General features: G+C 41.2%; 19 protein-coding genes. 8 read left to right on the top strand and 11 right to left on the bottom strand.

Annotated features, from left to right (window positions below; all coding sequences use genetic code 11):
• Positions 1-26: 26 nt before the first annotated feature.
• Positions 27-983, top strand: coding sequence for a sterol desaturase family protein (locus tag BUC10_RS04875; RefSeq protein ID WP_073176818.1), 957 nt, complete (start codon positions 27-29; stop codon positions 981-983).
• Positions 984-986: 3 nt separating this feature from the next.
• Here the strand turns inward: BUC10_RS04875 and BUC10_RS04870 are convergent, their stop codons facing one another.
• The 3 genes from BUC10_RS04870 to BUC10_RS04860 are packed head-to-tail and all read right to left on the bottom strand — an operon-like array spanning position 987 to position 2,617.
• Positions 987-1,802: a TerC family protein gene (locus tag BUC10_RS04870; RefSeq protein WP_073176817.1), complete on the bottom strand. Its 816-nt coding sequence runs from the start codon at positions 1,800-1,802 to the stop codon at positions 987-989.
• Positions 1,803-1,804: 2 nt separating this feature from the next.
• Positions 1,805-2,182, bottom strand: a complete 378-nt coding sequence (locus BUC10_RS04865; RefSeq protein WP_073176816.1) for a DNA topoisomerase IV — start codon at positions 2,180-2,182, stop codon at positions 1,805-1,807.
• Between the two features lie 33 nt (positions 2,183-2,215).
• Positions 2,216-2,617 (bottom strand): helix-turn-helix domain-containing protein, encoded by a 402-nt coding sequence (locus BUC10_RS04860; protein ID WP_073176815.1) that lies wholly within the window; start codon positions 2,615-2,617, stop codon positions 2,216-2,218.
• 283 nt (positions 2,618-2,900) lie between these two features.
• Between BUC10_RS04860 and BUC10_RS04855 the strand changes: the two genes are divergently transcribed.
• The 3 genes from BUC10_RS04855 to BUC10_RS04845 all read left to right on the top strand — a co-directional run bounded on the left by BUC10_RS04855 (position 2,901) and on the right by BUC10_RS04845 (position 5,136).
• Positions 2,901-4,007 carry a M14 family metallopeptidase gene (locus tag BUC10_RS04855; RefSeq protein WP_073176814.1) on the top strand — a complete coding sequence of 369 codons (1,107 nt, stop codon included), beginning with the start codon at positions 2,901-2,903 and terminating at the stop codon, positions 4,005-4,007.
• Positions 4,008-4,114: 107 nt separating this feature from the next.
• Complete coding sequence (locus BUC10_RS04850) at positions 4,115-4,594, top strand: Lrp/AsnC family transcriptional regulator (protein WP_073176813.1); 480 nt, start codon at positions 4,115-4,117, stop codon at positions 4,592-4,594.
• A 20-nt stretch (positions 4,595-4,614) separates the two neighbouring features.
• Positions 4,615-5,136, top strand: coding sequence for a DinB family protein (locus tag BUC10_RS04845; protein WP_073176812.1), 522 nt, complete (start codon positions 4,615-4,617; stop codon positions 5,134-5,136).
• Between the two features lie 12 nt (positions 5,137-5,148).
• Here the strand turns inward: BUC10_RS04845 and BUC10_RS04840 are convergent, their stop codons facing one another.
• Positions 5,149-5,481 carry a hypothetical protein gene (locus BUC10_RS04840; RefSeq protein ID WP_073176811.1) on the bottom strand — a complete coding sequence of 111 codons (333 nt, stop codon included), beginning with the start codon at positions 5,479-5,481 and terminating at the stop codon, positions 5,149-5,151.
• Between the two features lie 96 nt (positions 5,482-5,577).
• Positions 5,578-6,639: a 3-dehydroquinate synthase gene (gene aroB, locus BUC10_RS04835; protein WP_073176810.1), complete on the bottom strand. Its 1,062-nt coding sequence runs from the start codon at positions 6,637-6,639 to the stop codon at positions 5,578-5,580.
• 93 nt (positions 6,640-6,732) lie between these two features.
• On the opposite strand from aroB, the gene BUC10_RS04830 reads away from it, so the two are divergent.
• On the top strand, positions 6,733-7,905 hold the full coding sequence (locus BUC10_RS04830) for a proline dehydrogenase family protein (protein WP_073176809.1): 1,173 nt from the start codon (positions 6,733-6,735) through the stop codon (positions 7,903-7,905).
• On the opposite strand, the gene BUC10_RS04825 is transcribed toward BUC10_RS04830, so the two are convergent.
• From BUC10_RS04825 to porX, 6 genes are all read right to left on the bottom strand, one after another.
• On the bottom strand, positions 7,902-8,276 hold the full coding sequence (locus tag BUC10_RS04825; RefSeq protein WP_073176808.1) for a DUF4258 domain-containing protein: 375 nt from the start codon (positions 8,274-8,276) through the stop codon (positions 7,902-7,904). The genes BUC10_RS04830 and BUC10_RS04825 overlap by 4 nt on opposite strands.
• A gap of 6 nt (positions 8,277-8,282) precedes the next feature.
• Positions 8,283-9,482 (bottom strand): alanine dehydrogenase, encoded by a 1,200-nt coding sequence (locus BUC10_RS04820; protein WP_073176807.1) that lies wholly within the window; start codon positions 9,480-9,482, stop codon positions 8,283-8,285.
• Between the two features lie 42 nt (positions 9,483-9,524).
• Positions 9,525-10,067 carry a hypothetical protein gene (locus tag BUC10_RS04815; protein ID WP_073176806.1) on the bottom strand — a complete coding sequence of 181 codons (543 nt, stop codon included), beginning with the start codon at positions 10,065-10,067 and terminating at the stop codon, positions 9,525-9,527.
• A 102-nt stretch (positions 10,068-10,169) separates the two neighbouring features.
• Positions 10,170-10,310 carry a hypothetical protein gene (locus tag BUC10_RS17815; RefSeq protein WP_165614855.1) on the bottom strand — a complete coding sequence of 47 codons (141 nt, stop codon included), beginning with the start codon at positions 10,308-10,310 and terminating at the stop codon, positions 10,170-10,172.
• A gap of 174 nt (positions 10,311-10,484) precedes the next feature.
• The gene (gene tsaE / locus BUC10_RS04810) at positions 10,485-10,901 is read right to left on the bottom strand and encodes a tRNA (adenosine(37)-N6)-threonylcarbamoyltransferase complex ATPase subunit type 1 TsaE (RefSeq protein ID WP_073176805.1); all 417 of its coding nucleotides are present in this window, start codon (positions 10,899-10,901) and stop codon (positions 10,485-10,487) included.
• 6 nt (positions 10,902-10,907) lie between these two features.
• Complete coding sequence (gene porX, locus BUC10_RS04805) at positions 10,908-12,452, bottom strand: T9SS response regulator signal transducer PorX (protein WP_073176804.1); 1,545 nt, start codon at positions 12,450-12,452, stop codon at positions 10,908-10,910.
• Positions 12,453-12,488: 36 nt separating this feature from the next.
• Between porX and BUC10_RS04800 the strand changes: the two genes are divergently transcribed.
• From BUC10_RS04800 to BUC10_RS04790, 3 genes are read left to right on the top strand one after another with little or no spacing between them, the layout of a single operon-like run.
• Positions 12,489-13,715, top strand: coding sequence for an HD domain-containing protein (locus BUC10_RS04800; protein WP_084732562.1), 1,227 nt, complete (start codon positions 12,489-12,491; stop codon positions 13,713-13,715).
• A gap of 23 nt (positions 13,716-13,738) precedes the next feature.
• Positions 13,739-14,770 (top strand): UDP-3-O-(3-hydroxymyristoyl)glucosamine N-acyltransferase, encoded by a 1,032-nt coding sequence (gene lpxD, locus BUC10_RS04795; protein ID WP_073176802.1) that lies wholly within the window; start codon positions 13,739-13,741, stop codon positions 14,768-14,770.
• Positions 14,757-16,163: a bifunctional UDP-3-O-[3-hydroxymyristoyl] N-acetylglucosamine deacetylase/3-hydroxyacyl-ACP dehydratase gene (locus tag BUC10_RS04790; RefSeq protein WP_073176801.1), complete on the top strand. Its 1,407-nt coding sequence runs from the start codon at positions 14,757-14,759 to the stop codon at positions 16,161-16,163. Before lpxD ends, BUC10_RS04790 begins: the two co-directional genes overlap by 14 nt.
• The last annotated feature ends 5 nt before the right edge of the window (positions 16,164-16,168 follow it).

Raw genomic sequence — 16,168 nt, 5'->3', positions numbered from 1 at the left:
ACCATCCTAAAAGCTTAAGTTCCCATATGGATTTTACCAACCCGTTAGTGTACGGTGTTCCCGTATTCATAGCATTCATTTTATTTGAATTGACCTACAGTAAGACCCATGGGGATGACCATCTGTATGATTGGAAAGACCTTGCGGCAAGCGGGTTCATGGGTATTGGTTCTGCACTACTGGGACCTTTGTTCAAGGTGATATTCGCCATTGTCCTTTTTGAAGGTGTTTATGAATTATGTAATCCAGAAGTGAACGGGGTGCGCCAGAACTTCTTGGGATATCAATCCTTCAGTTATGCTTGGTATGTCTGGTTATTATGTCAACTGGCCGATGACTTTACCTACTATTGGTTCCATCGGGCAAATCATGAGATTAGAATTCTCTGGGCCGCACACATTGTGCACCACTCGTCGGATAACTACAATTTGGGAACAGCCGTCCGGAATGGATGGTTTACCATTTTGTACAAGCCGCTTTTTTATATGTGGATGCCAGCTATCGGCTTTCCTCCGGAAATGGTGGTCGTGTGTTTGGGTATTGAGGCATTGTGGCAATTTCAGCTGCATTCTGTTTATGTTCCAAAACTGGGTTTTCTGGAAAAGATTTTTAATACGCATACCATGCACCAAGTTCACCATGCGCAGAATGTTGAATATCTGGACAAGAACCATGGAGGTTTTCTCAACATCTTTGACAAGATGTTTGGCACCTGGAAGGAGCTAGATGATGATATTGATGTGAAGTATGGTGTAATTCATTCCCCAAACTCCTATAACCCGGTTGTTATTTTAACCCATGAGTTCAAGGATATTTGGAACGATATGAAAAGGTCAAAGAATTGGCGGCACAAATTCATGTACGTCTTTGGACCTCCTGGATGGAGTCATGATGGAAGTACCATGACCGTAAAGCAACAACAGAAACAGTTTAGGGAATATAAGCAAGCAAACCCTGGACTGGTCTTTCACAGACCCAATTAGAAACTATTCTTCCAAAACTTCTTGCTTGCCCTTTTCTTTGTTTTTCTTCATTCGCAGGTCGAAGAATTCCACCATTAGCGAGAATGTGATCGCAAAGTATAAGTAACCCTTTGGAATTGCACCAATCTCGTTTTCAAAGACCACCAGGTGCGATAGGTGAGCCGCCTCGGTAATTAGCATAAACCCAATCAAAATAAGAAAGGAAAGTCCAAGTACCTGTACAGAGGGGTGTCTGTTCACAAATTCCCCAACAGGATTGGCGAACAGCATCATGATTAATACCGAAATAACTACAGCGGTGACCATAAGCACCAAGGCATCAGTTGGGTTAGGTGATATGCCGTTGGTCATTCCGATTGCAGTTAAAATGGAATCAAACGAGAAAACAATATTGATGACCGTGATTTGAACAATGGCGTTGGTCAAAGAAGATGAGCGGCTTTTGGTCACTTCTCTTTCATCATGACCGCGGTCCTCTATTTTTTCATGGATTTCCTTGGTGCTCTTGTACAAAAGAAAAAGCCCGCCCAGGAACAAGATAAGGGCTTGCCAGCTAATACCTCCATGAATCCAAGATTCGTCCAAAATCAAAAAAGGTTTTTTCATTTTAGTGAGCCAAGTAATTCCAAACAACAATAAAATTCGCATTCCCATGGCCAGGATCAAACCGATGTTCGTTGCTTTTTTACGGTCTTTTTGCTCCAGTTTTCCTGCGGCAATGGAAATGAATATAATGTTGTCTATTCCCAGGATAATTTCCAAAAAGGTCAAAGTGAGCAATGCCATCCAAGCATCGGGACTCGTGAAGATTTCAAACATGGTTAGTGTATTTTAATTGCGGTTCCCCTAAATTTACGTTTGTCGCCAATGGCGTTGTATTCAAATGTATAAGAAGAATCTGAAGTTGTCAATATTTTTATATGAATTGATTTCTCCTCTGCCTTGTTTTTGGGATGCTTATTTTTCAACACATATTCGCAATCATTGATCCAACGAATGGAAGATGTGTCCTGTTTTCCTTCAAAATAATCTACTTCGATTTCACTGGTCCTTTCAAATGTGGTTTCTTTTTGAACTCCATCAATCTCCGTTGTAAAGGAAAATTTTCCAGTTTTAAAATCAGAACAGTTGCGCTGCGGGGGTTGGTCACATGACCAGAGAAGTGCAACAAAAAAGCCAAAAACAATTCTTTCAAACATGCTTGCAAAAGTAAGGGCAAAGCATGGATTTCCTTAAAGGTCTTTACTTTTTTTTGGATTGAAACTCGCAAAAGAACCATCCGAATAGAAAATCACAATTTGTGTTGGTCGGTGGTTGTTGGGAGTGAGAATTTCATCTCCAACATCCGAAAGGGATGGATTGTCGACAGTGTTCTTGCTTTTTTCCGGAGTAGGGGCAATAGGGATATTGTCATCTTTGAGGAAATTCCCTAGTCCGTTAAGCAACCAATACAGGTTGACTTCTGGATAGGCCTGCATCAATTTCATCACAAAGTCCAAACTTGGATTATTTCTTCCACTAAGAATATGGGAGACACTGGAGCGTTGAACGCCAAGAGCATTGGCAAAAGCACTCACGGATATCCCATAATGGTCGATAATCTTCCGAACACGATCAACAATTCCTTCGTTCACAACTGTAGCAAAATTTGAATCAAAATTAGGTCATGAAATAGGGCCGCACAACTAAATTTATGAACAAGTCGTAATTTTAATATAAACTATTAGTAAATATGATAGTTTTTAAAATGCTGTTTGTTAGTAATTTATGATACACCATAAAGTTTATGTTATTTTTTTGTTACATCTGTATCATTATACTGATTTAAGGCTCCGAAATGCACCCTTAAAAGAACGTAAAACTGTTACAATTGTAAATTTTGATTAAGTTATTTTTGTAACCTTGTTCGCGAAGCATATGACTACTTATCAACATTCGGAGTACAAAGAGCATTCGGTTTTTGGACGGTATGTGACCCATGAATCCCTCCTGAAAAATTGGATACCAAAACTTGATTCGGGTAAGTTCAAGATAATTGGGAATTCGGTTAATGGTATCCCTATAGGTGCACTTACTTTGGGAACCGGACAAAATCGTGTCTTAATGTGGTCGCAGATGCATGGAAACGAATCCACCACAACAAAGGCGGTTTTGGACTTGGTAAATTTTTTGTCTTCTGAGGAGCAACTGGCCGAAACCATTTTAAAAAGTTGTACGCTTTGTATTGTTCCCATCCTAAATCCGGATGGAGCCAAAAACTATACAAGGGTAAATGCAAATGCAATAGATCTAAATCGGGATGCCAAAAACCTAAGCCAGCCGGAAAGCAAAATCCTTCGTGAACTTTTCCAGGAATTCGAACCTGATTTTTGCTTTAATCTGCATGATCAACGCACCTTATTCAGTGCGGGAAAAAATGAAAAGCCGGCGACCGTGTCCTTTTTATCTCCGGCGAATGACCCAGAGCGGACAATAAATGATACCCGTGCAACTGCCATGAAATTGATTGTGGGCATGAACAAGGTCTTGCAACAGCTTATTCCTGGACAGGTTGGAAGGTACGATGACGGCTTCAATGACAACTGTGTAGGCGATGCCTTTCAGATGCTGGGCGCACCTACAATTTTGTTCGAAGCAGGCCATTTTCCCAAGGACTATGAAAGAGAGGAAACTAGAAAGTTCATTTATATCGCTTTGCTTGAAGTCCTTTCCGTAATCTCAAACAATCTGGTCGGCAACTTCGAAACCAACGATTACTTTGAAATTCCTGAAAACGAAAAGCTGTACTTTGATGTGATTGTCCGCAATTTGCATTTGGTTGATCCGACAAGGGGAGAAGGTGATCTGGCTGGAATCCGTTTTAAGGAACAATTGGATGGGGATACCATTGTCTTTTTACCGGAAATTGAAGCTGTGGGTAAATTGGAAGGACACTTTGGACATCAAATCTTGGACTGCTCAAAAAAAATGGATTTGGAAGTAATTTCTCAAATGGAAATGCTTCATTTACTGCAAAATGGATAAGAACTCTTTTCCATTTATCTGTCTTTTGTTACATTTTGTTTAAAAAATCAGCATTTTTTTTACATATAATTTCTTAATTAACTACTTTTGATCAAAATATTCACACTATGAGCAAAGTAAAATTAGACGAAATAGATCACCAGATATTGGACATGTTAATTGACAATACGCGGACGCCATTTACGGATATCGCCAAAAAGCTGTTGATATCTGCTGGTACCGTACACGTTAGGGTCAAGAAAATGGAAGAATCCGGAATCATCAAAGGATCTTCTCTGACATTGGACTACGTTAAATTGGGCTATTCGTTTATTGCCTATGTTGGTATCTTTTTGGAGAAAACACACCAGACTAAATTTGTGCTGGAACGACTCAATCAGATACCCTACGTTACAGTTGCTCATATCACCACAGGTAAGTTCAATATTTTCTGCAAGATCCGGGCTAGGGACACTACTCATGCCAAAAACATTATTTTTAAGATTGACGATATCGATGGAATCAGTAGGACCGAAACGATGATTTCCTTGGAAGAGAGCATCAATGACAAAAAGCGATTGATGCACACCATCTTCAACGAGTTATAGAGCTAAATTAAATTTTGGTTATGTTGAGTTCTGAACTGATGTCTTCGGAATACAATCCTTATTACCATCCTTATATTGAAGCATTGGGGGGAGAGGTGATGCTAATGGACCAACTGGTTGACGGCAAGGATCTTTTTATTTCTTTTTTGAATGACATTCCTTCGGAAAAACTCGCTTTTTCCTATGCCGAGGGGAAATGGAGCCTAGCTGAGGTATTGATGCACATTATTGATGCGGAAAGAGTATTTCAGTATCGGGCCTTTCGCTTTGGAAGAAACGACAAAACTCCTTTGCCCGGTTTTGAACAGGATGATTATGTGCCGGAGTCAAATGCTAATCAACGATCCAAGCGTGAAATCGCCGAAGAGTACCGAACTGTGAGGAGTGCCAGCATTGCTTTGTTTCGTTCCTTTTCCAATGAAACCTTGCGGCGAATTGGCATTGCCAGCGGTTCCGAAATGAGTGTTCGTGCATTAGGTTTTGTGATTTGCGGACATCAGGCGCATCACCTCAAAATTGTTCGGGAACGATACTTGGGTTAAAGTAGTTTTTGACTATAGGCCGTCCATTTCTTGTTCTTGGTCAGACTCTAAATCCGGATGTATTCCGTCTTCACTGCCATCCAAAACTGCCTTTGTCTTGGAATTTTTGTCTAATTCCTTTTCAATGTTTTCCTCAAAATTGGAAATGAAATTGGAAAGACTTTTGCTGATCTTAACCAGATACACGGCATCATCAGTGCGAACTTCTACGGCCTCAATGATCTCTCCGCTTGGTTTTTTTAGGGTAATGATGTCCTCATCACCATAGCCGTAGGGATAAGAGTCGATCAAGACAGCCGCCACTTTGTGGTCCAGCTTTTTGTAATCAATCAATATGCGCTTCATAGTGGATAGGTTTATGGTTTCCTATCCTAAGCTATAAATTTTTGGAGCTGATAAATGCAAAGAGTTGTAAACGGCAACTTTTAGTATATGTAGTTGTCATTCTTTGTAGTAAGCGAAGGCTTCGTGAAAAAGATCTTCCGGAACCTTGATGTCGGTCACCGCCTTTCCAATGGATTGAAGCAGTACAAAATTCACATCCCCATGGGAATTCTTCTTGTCGTATTTTAAAAGGTCGATGATGCAGTCTATATCTTGCTTGTTGAATTCAGCCCGATCAAAATGATTGAGGAAGGTGTCCTTGATCTCCTGAAGGGAAAGGCCAGATAGTCCTTGCAATTTATGGGATAGGTACCCTTCCAGAATCATACCCACCGCAATAGCCTCACCATGAAGTAAGGTTTTCTTATCCGGAGTGTCCAGACAGTAAGATTCTATGGCATGCCCTAAAGTATGTCCGAAATTTAAAATTTTGCGAATCCCTTGTTCCGTAGGGTCTTGGGTCACCACTTCGTTTTTAATGGCAATCGATTTTTTAATGGTGTTGGTGGTTCCATAATCCGAGCAGTCCCGAAGCGATTTCCAATAGGTTTCGTCCTTGATCAATCCATGTTTCAGCATTTCAGCAAAACCACTTCTTAATTGTCGTTCTTCCAGTGTTGATAAAAATTCTGGAAGCACCAACACCATTTCTGGTTGGTTGATTACTCCAATTTGATTTTTTAAAACGCCCAAGTCGACCCCTGTTTTACCACCGACAGAAGCATCTACCATGGACAGCAGGGTAGTGGGGATGTTGATGAAATCAATTCCTCGTTTAAAGGTAGAGGCCACAAAACCTCCAAGGTCCGTGAGCACCCCACCACCTAAATTGATCAATAGACTTTTTCGGTCTCCACCTTGGTCAGATAACCATTGCCAAACCAACATGCAAGTATTGATATGCTTGTGCTCTTCCCCGGGTTTGATTTCAAAAATGGAGTCAATGGCAAATTGGGCCTCAATTTTTTTTACCAAAAGTGGCAAGCAATGTTTTTTTGTGTTTTCATCTACCAGTACAAACACCTTGGAGTAGTTACTTTTGGCGACAAACTGCCGCAAGGTCGCCTCGGCCAACTCCTCCAAATAAACTTCATGTGACTGCGATTTAATCGACTCCATACAATTTAAATTGCACCGCTAAATAAAGACTTATTTTATAGATAATGTTCCAAAATTGGGACTTATATTTGAATCTTTAATAGATTCATAATAATGCACCCGAATTTTGAGAATACCGCAATCGCGTTTCAACTGAAAACGGATTCGGAACTGGAACGTGCGTACTTCCTCTTTAAACTTATTGCCAATGAGCCACTAGTTAAGATCGGTACGGCAGTGACCAACTTTGCATTAAAAGCCCATTTGCCTATTGAAGGTTTGATTAGGGCTACAGTTTTCGACCATTTTTGCGGCGGGGTAAATGAAGAGGATTGTATACCCATTATTGACAAAATGCACAGTAAAGGGGTGCATTCCATTTTGGACTACTCTGTTGAAGGCAAGGAGGTGGAAGACCAATTTGATTTTGCATTACAAAAGACCTTGGAAGTTTTGGATTTTGTAAAAGAGAAGGAGGCAATTCCATTTGCGGTGTTTAAGCCCACAGGATTTGGACGGTTTGAGCTATATCAAAAAGTGAGTGCAGGAGAGCAGCTCAACCAAAATGAAGTGAGAGAATGGGATCGGGTACAAAATCGCTATCATCAGGTGTGCAAGAAAGCCCATGATCTGGATGTGCATTTGCTCATAGATGCGGAAGAAAGTTGGATGCAGAATGCGGCAGACGACCTTTGTTTGGGGATGATGCGAGAATACAACCAGAAGAACACCGTAATCTTCAATACCCTGCAAATGTATCGCTGGGACCGCATGGACTATCTGAAACAGATTCATGAGACGGCTAAAAAAGAGGGCTTTAAGATTGGCCTGAAAGTAGTTCGTGGTGCCTATATGGAAAAAGAAAATGATCGTGCTGAAGATATGGGATACAAGAGCCCCATTTGCATTTCCAAACTAGCCACTGATAACAATTTTGATGAGGCGGTTTCCTATATTATGGATCATTTGGATACCCTGTCCATCTTTGCGGGCACCCATAATGAGGAAAGCTGTTTGAAGTTGGTGGACCTAATGACCCAAAAAGGTTTAGCGCACAACAACCCCCATGTTTGGTTTGGTCAGTTGTATGGTATGAGCGATCATATCTCTTTTAATCTCTCCGAGGATGGATATAATATTGCCAAGTATGTCCCCTATGGTCCGGTGAAAGACGTAATGCCCTATTTGATTCGGAGGGCAGAGGAGAATACTTCTGTTGCCGGACAGACTACCCGTGAGTTGGCCTTGCTCCAAAAAGAAAAGGAGCGTAGGAAGTTGGATCTTTAGTTTTCCTGAAGTACCGAAATGATGTTTACTTGATCCGGACAATTTTCCGTTTGAAGTTCCACTTTTTGATGAGAGATTGTTTTTTGGATATAGTAAACCTTGCAAGGTTCCGATTTGGTATCACTTTTTCCAAAGTCGATGTCGCCGTCTTCCAGAAAAGATCTGATCAATAACGTATCACGGAATTCGCTTGGTAAACCATCGTCAAAAACCAAGGGCTTGGAGCGCATATCCTTCAACACTCTGCAATTGGGGAAATAGCAGAATTCTATCCCATTTTCACCAGATTTCTTTTTGAGGAAAAAAACCAGGAACACAATTCCTATGGACAGTCCAACAAGATACCATCCCAAGCGTCTTAAAAATGCCATGCAGTACTAAAAAATTAAAAAGTTAATGTCGTTGTAGGTAAGCCCAAACCAATCTCCAACCGATTTATTGGTCAAAATCCCATGGTACATGTAAAGACCATTGCGAAGCCCTTTATCAAATCGGAGCGAATGTTCCAAGCCACCATCTTCCCCTATTTTCAATAAGTAGGGTGTAAAGATGTTGCTAATGGAAATGGAAGAAGTCCTGGGATAACGGGATGGAATATTGGGCACCCCATAGTGGATCACATCAAACTTTTCCACTGTGGGTTTGTCATGGGTGGTCACTTCGGAAGTTTCAAAACATCCGCCCATATCTATACTGACATCGATAATAACGGCACCCCGTTTCATATGCTCCACCATGGTGCTGGAAACAACAACGGGAGAGCGGTCTTTTCCGCGAGCGGCCCCAATGGCCACATCACAACGCTTGAGAGCTTTGAGTAAATTCTTTGGCTGTATGGTAGAAGTGTATACGGTTTGTTTTAAGTTGGTCTGAATGTTCCTTAGCTTGGTAATCGAATTGTCAAATATTTTAATATTGGCACCGAGGCCCAAAGCGGAACGTGCCGCAAACTCGCCCACTGTTCCCGCTCCTATAATAACCACTTCCACAGGAGGGACACCACTGATATTTCCAAACATCAGTCCGTTGCCCTGGTTGGTGGTGGCCATGAGTTCAGAGGCAATCAAGATGGACGATATACCGGCAATCTCACTTAAGGACCTTACCGCCGGGTATTTTCCGTCTTCATCCCGAATGTATTCGAAGGCAATGGCGGTCAATCGTTTCTTGGCCAACTTCTCAAAATACGCCTTGGATTGGGTCTTGATCTGTAAGGCCGAGATAACGATGGTCTGGGGATTGATCAAATCAATTTCGGATAGGGAAGGGGGCTCTACCTTTAGGATGATAGGACAGGAAAAAACCTTTTTGGTATCCCTGCTTATCTCTGCCCCGGCGTTGGTGTAATCATTGTCCGAAAAATTGGCCCCGTCACCCGCACCAGACTCTATGAGTACACGGTGTCCGTGCGCCGTAATGGCGTTCACTGCATCAGGGGTAAGGCAAATCCGTTTTTCTTGATATTGGTTTTCCTTTGGAATACCAATAAAAAGTTCACCCTTTTTCTTTAAGATTTCCAGAGTTTCCTCTTGTGGTAATAATTGTTGCTTGCTAAAGGGGGAGGACGGTTGGTTCATAAAATGTAAAAATGAAGGTAACCCCAGAGGATTAAAACAAATTTACATTTTTTTTGCAAGCGTATTTTGACGTTGCTCCAGTTTCTCACGCTCTTTACGAAGCTCTTCTTTTTCCTTGAGGATTTGCAGTTCGGTATCCATGGCTTCCAGATCAATACCATGTACATGTTTGTCCACAAGTTTGACCCTAATGAAATAGACTACTGGGACAACCACCATGGTCACGGCAATGATATAAAAAATCTCATTTTCGTCTATCGAGTCATTGTCCGAAGAAAAAACACTGAACAGTTGAAAGCTGTACATGGATATAGGCACCAATATGGCATGGTACCACCATTGCTTACTAGTTGTAAACCAGATGACCAACAGTATTAGGGGAATAAATTTTAATAAATAAAACCAAATAGCAGTTTTAACATCGGCAAATCCATTGGCCGATAAGGTGAAAAATAAAAGATCTAATTCCTGCTTTCCATCCAATATATATTTATGAGAATAAAATATTAAGGGAGTCGTGGCAATGATTAAAGCAAGTAGGCCTTCTATTATTAGTTTGGTTCTGATATGTCTTCTGTTGCCCATAATATATTAGGATAACTACAAATACCAGAATTTATTGTAGAAAAAAACCCTTCCGAAGAAGGGCTTTTAGTTTTAAGATAAAGTAATTAAAAGGTAATGTAACTATCGGTTACTCCTTTTAACATTCTTTTTCTTTACACTTGTTGTCTGGTCCTTGTCAATGTCTACAACTCCAGTAGAAACCGCAGTCATCGCCAAAAAGGCAACAGCCAACATTCCAAAAAATAATCTTTTAGTGTTCATCGTAAAAGAGTTTTTGGTTAATAAATGAATTCATTTCAATAACAAATGTAGGAAAAATTACTTTCCTGCAGTGCATTTCATCGATAAAATTTGCATTTTATCCTAAATAGGGAACTTTTTATCGACAGTTTTGCCGTTCATCGAAATGTGACAAGAAGGTAATGGGATTTGATTTTAATCCAGACTAAACTCGACTGAACGAGTGTTTTCATCGATAAAGTGTAAGTGAATGGATACTTTGTCCGTAGGTAAGAGTGATTGAATTTTCTCGGGCCATTCCAAAAATAGCCAGGCATCCGATGCGAGATAATCTTCCAGTCCCATGTCAAGCGCCTCTTCTTCAGATTCAATTCTGTAAAAATCAAAATGATAGCCCAACAGATTTCCATCCTTATGATGGTACTCATTGACCAAACCAAAAGTTGGACTATTGGCCTCGTCGGCACCATCCAAGGCTTTGACCAATGCCCGAATCAAAGTGGTTTTACCGGCACCCATGTCGCCATGAAAACACAAAGTCTTATTTTTCAGATGGTTGAGAAGCGTTTGGGCTACCTCGTCAATCTCCGATAGCTTAAATGTAATCTCCAAATCAAATTATTTTGGCTCCAAAACTACAAAAGGAACAATCATTTCTTCCAAGGAAACACCTCCATGTTGATACGTATTTCGATAGTACCCCACATAATGGTTGTAATTATTGGGGTAGGCAAAAAACATATCATTTTTCGCAAAAATAAAACAGCTACTTAAATTAATATTGGGCAGATGAATACTTTGCGGATCCTTGGTAGCCAAAACTTCCTTCTTATTATAGGTAAGACTTCTCCCGGTTTTATAGCGAAGGTTCAAACTGGTTTCACGATCACCTATTACTTTGGAAGGCTGCTTTACATTGATGGTTCCATGATCTGTGGTCAATATCAATTTCATTCCCAAGTTTTGTGCCTGTTGGATAATATCCAATAGGGGTGAATTTTTAAACCAACTTAGGGTTAGGGAACGGTATGCCTTATCATTGGAGGCCAACTCCTTGATTACCTCCATTTCGGTTTTGGCATGGGAAAGCATGTCTACAAAATTGTAGACCAGAACCGTAAGATCGTTTTGTTGTTGGGATTTAAAATTTTGGGCCAACTGCCTACCTTGGCGCAGATTACTTATTTTATGATATTCCCATTTTAGATCTAGTCCCAACCGCTTTAGCTGCTCCCCAAGAAACTCAGCTTCAAACAAGTTTTTTCCACCTTCGTCCGTATCGTTCTTCCACCAGTCCGGATATTTCTTTTCCATATCCGATGGCATTAGTCCTGAGAAGATTGCGTTTCGCGCATACTGCGTTGCAGTGGGGAGAATGCTATAGTACGAAGACTCCTGTTTCTTTTTATAATGGACCGCAAGTGTTTCCTCAAAAGCCAACCATTGATCGTATCTGAGGTTGTCGATAACCACCAATAAGGTTTTGTTGCCTTCCAGTTCGGGCTGTATATTCTTTCGAAAGAGGGTATGGGACATTGTGGGGCCATCTTCTCCTTGGAACCAGCCTTGGTAATTGTTATCTACAAACTTGCTGAACTGTGAATTGGCCTCAACTTTTTGGGATTCCAAAATTTCGAACATTCCGGAATCCTCGATTTCTTCCAGTTGCAGTTCCCAATAAATCAGTTTCTTGTAGAGCTCTTCCCATTCCTCACAGCTGTTCACCATGGAGAGATCCATGGCTATTTGTCGAAATTCCTGTTGGTAGTTTGCGGTGGTTTTTTCAGACACCAAACGGGAATTGTCCAAACTCTTTTTAAGGGACAACAGGATTTGATTTGGATTCACCGGTTTAATAAGGTAGTCGGCTATTTTGGAACCAATAGCTTCATCCATTATATATTCTTCCTCACTCTTGGTGATCATAACAACTGGAATGGAGGAATCCAGTTTCTTGATTTCATTCAAGGTTTCCAGACCTGAAATGCCCGGCATGTTTTCGTCCAAAAAAACAATATCGAAAAAAGTGTTTTTTATTTCTTCCAGTGCATCCTGACCACTTTGACTGGTGACAACTTTATAGTCTTTCTTTTCTAAAAAAAGGATGTGGGGTTTCAATAGGTCTATCTCGTCATCGACCCAAAGAATGGTGATCTTGTTCATATAGTGGTTATCTTTGCGGAATTAAACTCAATGCCCTTGGTCCAAACCAATAAGCTTAAAGTCTTTAACGATCCAATTTACGGTTTTATTGGAACTCCAAATGAACTTATTTTTAATCTGATAGGCCACCCGTACTTTCAGCGCCTTAGGCGCATTTCACAAATGGGGATGTCCTACTTGGTCTACCCCGGCGCACACCACACCAGGTTCCATCATGCATTGGGGAGCATGCACCTGATGACCAAGGCCATCCAAACCCTGCGGTTGAAACAAGTTGAAATCTCAGCAGAGGAAGAGACTGGATTGCTATGTGCCATCTTGCTGCATGATATTGGTCACGGACCATTCTCTCATGCCCTAGAAGGGTTTGTGATTCCTGAATGCAGTCATGAGCAGATTTCCCTGGAGTTTATGGGAAGTCTAAACCAAGAATTTGATGGCGGACTCACCACTGCGATTTCCATTTTTAAGGGGGAGTATCCAAAACCTTTCCTAAACCAACTGGTTTCCAGTCAGCTGGATATGGATCGTTTGGATTATCTTAAACGAGATAGTTTTTATTCAGGTGTAACCGAAGGAAACATCAACTCGGAACGATTGATTTCCATGCTAAATGTGGTGGACGGACACCTGGTTGTAGAGGAGAAGGGTATTTATGCAGTTGAAAAGTTTCTGATGGCACGGCGGTTTATGTACTGGCAAGTATACCTACATAAAACCAGTTTGGGTGCCGAACAAATGTTGATAAGAATCATGCGGAGGGCAAAAAAACTAATTTCTGAAAATAACCTCCTTCCTGCCAGCAAGGCACTCTTATTCTTTCTGGAGCAAACCAACCCAATGGAAATTGATGATCAGGTATTGTCCCGTTTTGCAGAGTTGGATGATGTGGATGTGCTATCTGCCATTAAGGAATGGCAGCATCATGAGGATGTAATACTTTCCAGATTGAGTAAAATGGTCCTCAACAGAAATCTACTTCACGTTAAAATTAAGAACAAGCCGATTTCGCAGGAAAAAGCCGAAGAACGTATGAATTTGGCCATGGTCGAACACGGTTTAACTCTGGAAGAAGTCCAAAATTTTGTTTTCATCGGAGAGATTTCAAACAAGGCCTACAGCCAAAACCATCAAGCCATCCGTATATTAAAAAAGAACGGAAAGGTAACAGATGTATTAAGGGAATCGGACCAGCTTAGCCTAAAGGCTTTGTCCAAAACCGTTACAAAATATTATAGCTGCTACCCTAAAGAAGCCGTTTAACAAATTTTGTTACTTTTGCAGAAATGAAATTTACAGCCACCCAAATTGCCGGAATTTTAGAGGGAGAAGTTGAGGGAAATCCTCAAATTGCTGTTCACAAATTATCTAAAATAGAGGAGGGGGAGAAAGGATCTCTCACCTTTTTGGCGAATCCCAAGTATACCTCATACATCTATTCCACAAAGGCCTCGATTACCATTGTCAATAAAGATTTTATCCCCGAGCAGGATTTATCCACAACTTTGATCAAGGTCGAAGACGCTTATAAGTCGTTCTCCAAACTTTTGGAATACTACAATCAGGTTAAGAATAATAAAGTGGGTATCGAGAGCCCGTCTTTTATTTCAGAATCCGTGGATTATGGAGAAGGATTTTACCTAGGTGCTTTTTCGTATTTAGGAGATAACGTAAAGATTGGCAAAGATGTAAAGGTATATCCCAACGTCTATATAGGAGACAATGTGGTGATGGGCAATAACGTTGTCGTTTTCGCCGGCGCAAAGATTTATTCGGAGTCCATTATTGGAGACAATTGTGTGATACACAGCGGAGCCATTATTGGGGCGGATGGTTTTGGATTTACTCCAAACAGTAATGGGGAATACAGCAAAGTACCGCAGACCGGAAATGTGATCCTGGAAGATAATGTTGATGTTGGCGCAGGTACCACAATTGATCGTGCAACCCTGGGTTCTACCATATTACGCAAAGGTGTAAAATTGGACAATCAGATTCAGATTGCCCATAATGTTGAAATTGGTGAACATACGGCTATAGCCGCACAGACAGGTATTGCAGGTTCTACCAAGATTGGGAAAAACTGCCTTATAGGTGGTCAAGTCGGCATCGTGGGGCATATCACCATAGGTGACCGTGTTAAAATACAAGCCCAATCGGGCATCGGAAGGAATGTAAAGGACGATGAGGTCCTTCAAGGTTCGCCGGCCTTAAATTATGGCGATTATAATAAATCTTACGTACACTTTAAGAATTTACCAAAACTGGTAAATCAAGTTTCCAACTTAGAAAAAAGGATTAACGGTGAGCAAGACTAGCGTAAAGCAGCGCACTATAAAAGGTAAGGTAACCCTAGAGGGTGTAGGGTTGCATACCGGGGAAAATGTTTCCATGACATTTGTTCCTGCAAAGGAAAACCATGGATTTGCCTTTAAGCGGGTGGATTTAGAGGGGGAACCCATCATTGAGGCGGATGCCAACTATGTGGTGAATACCCAGCGAGGAACCAATTTGGAAAAAAACGGAGTTAAGATTCAAACCTCGGAACATGTCCTCGCCGCTTTGGTCGGTTTGGATATCGACAATGTGTTGATCGAACTGGATGCTCCGGAGCCGCCAATCATGGATGGCTCTTCCAAGTTTTTTGTGGAAGCTTTGGAAAAAGCAGGTATCGTAGAGCAGGAACAAGAACGGGAAGAATATGTGGTTAAAGATGTCATTTCCTATAAGGATGAGGCTACTGGCAGCGAGATCACGGTCATTCCTGCTGAGGAATACCAAGTGACCACCATGGTTGACTTTGGAACCAAGGTGTTGGGGACCCAAAATGCCACATTGGATAAAATGTCCGATTTCAAAACCGAAATTGCCGATGCCCGTACCTTTAGCTTTTTGCATGAATTGGAAATGCTCCTTGAGCATGGTCTGATCAAAGGAGGTGATCTTAACAATGCCATTGTCTATGTGGACAAGGAGATTTCCGAACCCACTATGAAAAAACTGGAAAAGGCATTCAAAAAGGAAAAGTTGTCCGTAAAAACCAATGGTATTTTGGACAACCTTACATTGCATTACCCAAATGAAGCGGCACGGCACAAACTTTTGGACGTTGTGGGTGACCTTGCATTAGCGGGGACCAGAATTCGCGGTAAGGTTATAGCCAATAAGCCAGGGCACTACGTAAACACCCAGTTTGCAAAAAAGCTGTCCAAAATCATAAAGATCGAAAAAAGAAACAAGGTGCCAAGTTTTGATTTGAATCAAGCTCCATTAATGGATGTGACCCAAATCATGAACATGCTGCCACATAGGCCACCTTTTTTATTGGTGGATAAGATTCTTGAACTTTCCGATACCCATGTTGTGGGTGTCAAAAATGTAACCATGAACGAACCGTTCTTTGTGGGGCATTTCCCAGGGGCTCCGGTCATGCCTGGAGTATTGCAGGTGGAGGCTATGGCACAAACAGGTGGGATTTTGGTGCTGAGCACCGTACCCGACCCTGAAAACTACTTGACCTTCTTTATGAAAATGGACAATGTAAAGTTCAAACAACAGGTGATGCCAGGAGACACCTTAATTTTTAAATGCGATTTGATCGCACCAATACGTCGAGGAATATGTCATATGCAGGCCTATGCCTATGCAAATGGCAAGTTAGCCTCTGAAGCCGAACTGATGGCGCAAATCGTAAAAACCAAAAACAACTAGAATTT

It is taken from the genome of Flagellimonas flava (genome assembly GCF_900129665.1).
In the GTDB taxonomy this organism is placed as follows: domain Bacteria; phylum Bacteroidota; class Bacteroidia; order Flavobacteriales; family Flavobacteriaceae; genus Flagellimonas; species Flagellimonas flava.
The sequence above is the reverse complement of the archived record's forward strand: the minus strand, read 5'-3'. Positions and strand labels throughout refer to the sequence as shown.

Excerpts from the sequence above, each read along its gene's own strand:
- BUC10_RS04850 (WP_073176813.1), top strand. The coding sequence starts at position 4,115 with ATGAGCAAAGTAAAATTAGACGAAATAGATCACCAGATATTGGACATG.
- lpxD (WP_073176802.1), top strand. The coding sequence starts at position 13,739 with ATGAAATTTACAGCCACCCAAATTGCCGGAATTTTAGAGGGAGAAGTT.
- BUC10_RS04855 (WP_073176814.1), top strand. The coding sequence starts at position 2,901 with ATGACTACTTATCAACATTCGGAGTACAAAGAGCATTCGGTTTTTGGA.
- BUC10_RS04845 (WP_073176812.1), top strand. The coding sequence starts at position 4,615 with ATGTTGAGTTCTGAACTGATGTCTTCGGAATACAATCCTTATTACCAT.
- porX (WP_073176804.1), bottom strand. The coding sequence starts at position 12,452 with ATGAACAAGATCACCATTCTTTGGGTCGATGACGAGATAGACCTATTG.
- BUC10_RS04830 (WP_073176809.1), top strand. The coding sequence starts at position 6,733 with ATGCACCCGAATTTTGAGAATACCGCAATCGCGTTTCAACTGAAAACG.
- BUC10_RS04825 (WP_073176808.1), bottom strand. The coding sequence starts at position 8,276 with ATGGCATTTTTAAGACGCTTGGGATGGTATCTTGTTGGACTGTCCATA.
- BUC10_RS04875 (WP_073176818.1), top strand. The coding sequence starts at position 27 with ATGGATTTTACCAACCCGTTAGTGTACGGTGTTCCCGTATTCATAGCA.
- BUC10_RS04865 (WP_073176816.1), bottom strand. The coding sequence starts at position 2,182 with ATGTTTGAAAGAATTGTTTTTGGCTTTTTTGTTGCACTTCTCTGGTCA.
- BUC10_RS17815 (WP_165614855.1), bottom strand. The coding sequence starts at position 10,310 with ATGAACACTAAAAGATTATTTTTTGGAATGTTGGCTGTTGCCTTTTTG.
- BUC10_RS04840 (WP_073176811.1), bottom strand. The coding sequence starts at position 5,481 with ATGAAGCGCATATTGATTGATTACAAAAAGCTGGACCACAAAGTGGCG.
- BUC10_RS04815 (WP_073176806.1), bottom strand. The coding sequence starts at position 10,067 with ATGGGCAACAGAAGACATATCAGAACCAAACTAATAATAGAAGGCCTA.
- BUC10_RS04820 (WP_073176807.1), bottom strand. The coding sequence starts at position 9,482 with ATGAACCAACCGTCCTCCCCCTTTAGCAAGCAACAATTATTACCACAA.
- aroB (WP_073176810.1), bottom strand. The coding sequence starts at position 6,639 with ATGGAGTCGATTAAATCGCAGTCACATGAAGTTTATTTGGAGGAGTTG.
- BUC10_RS04870 (WP_073176817.1), bottom strand. The coding sequence starts at position 1,802 with ATGTTTGAAATCTTCACGAGTCCCGATGCTTGGATGGCATTGCTCACT.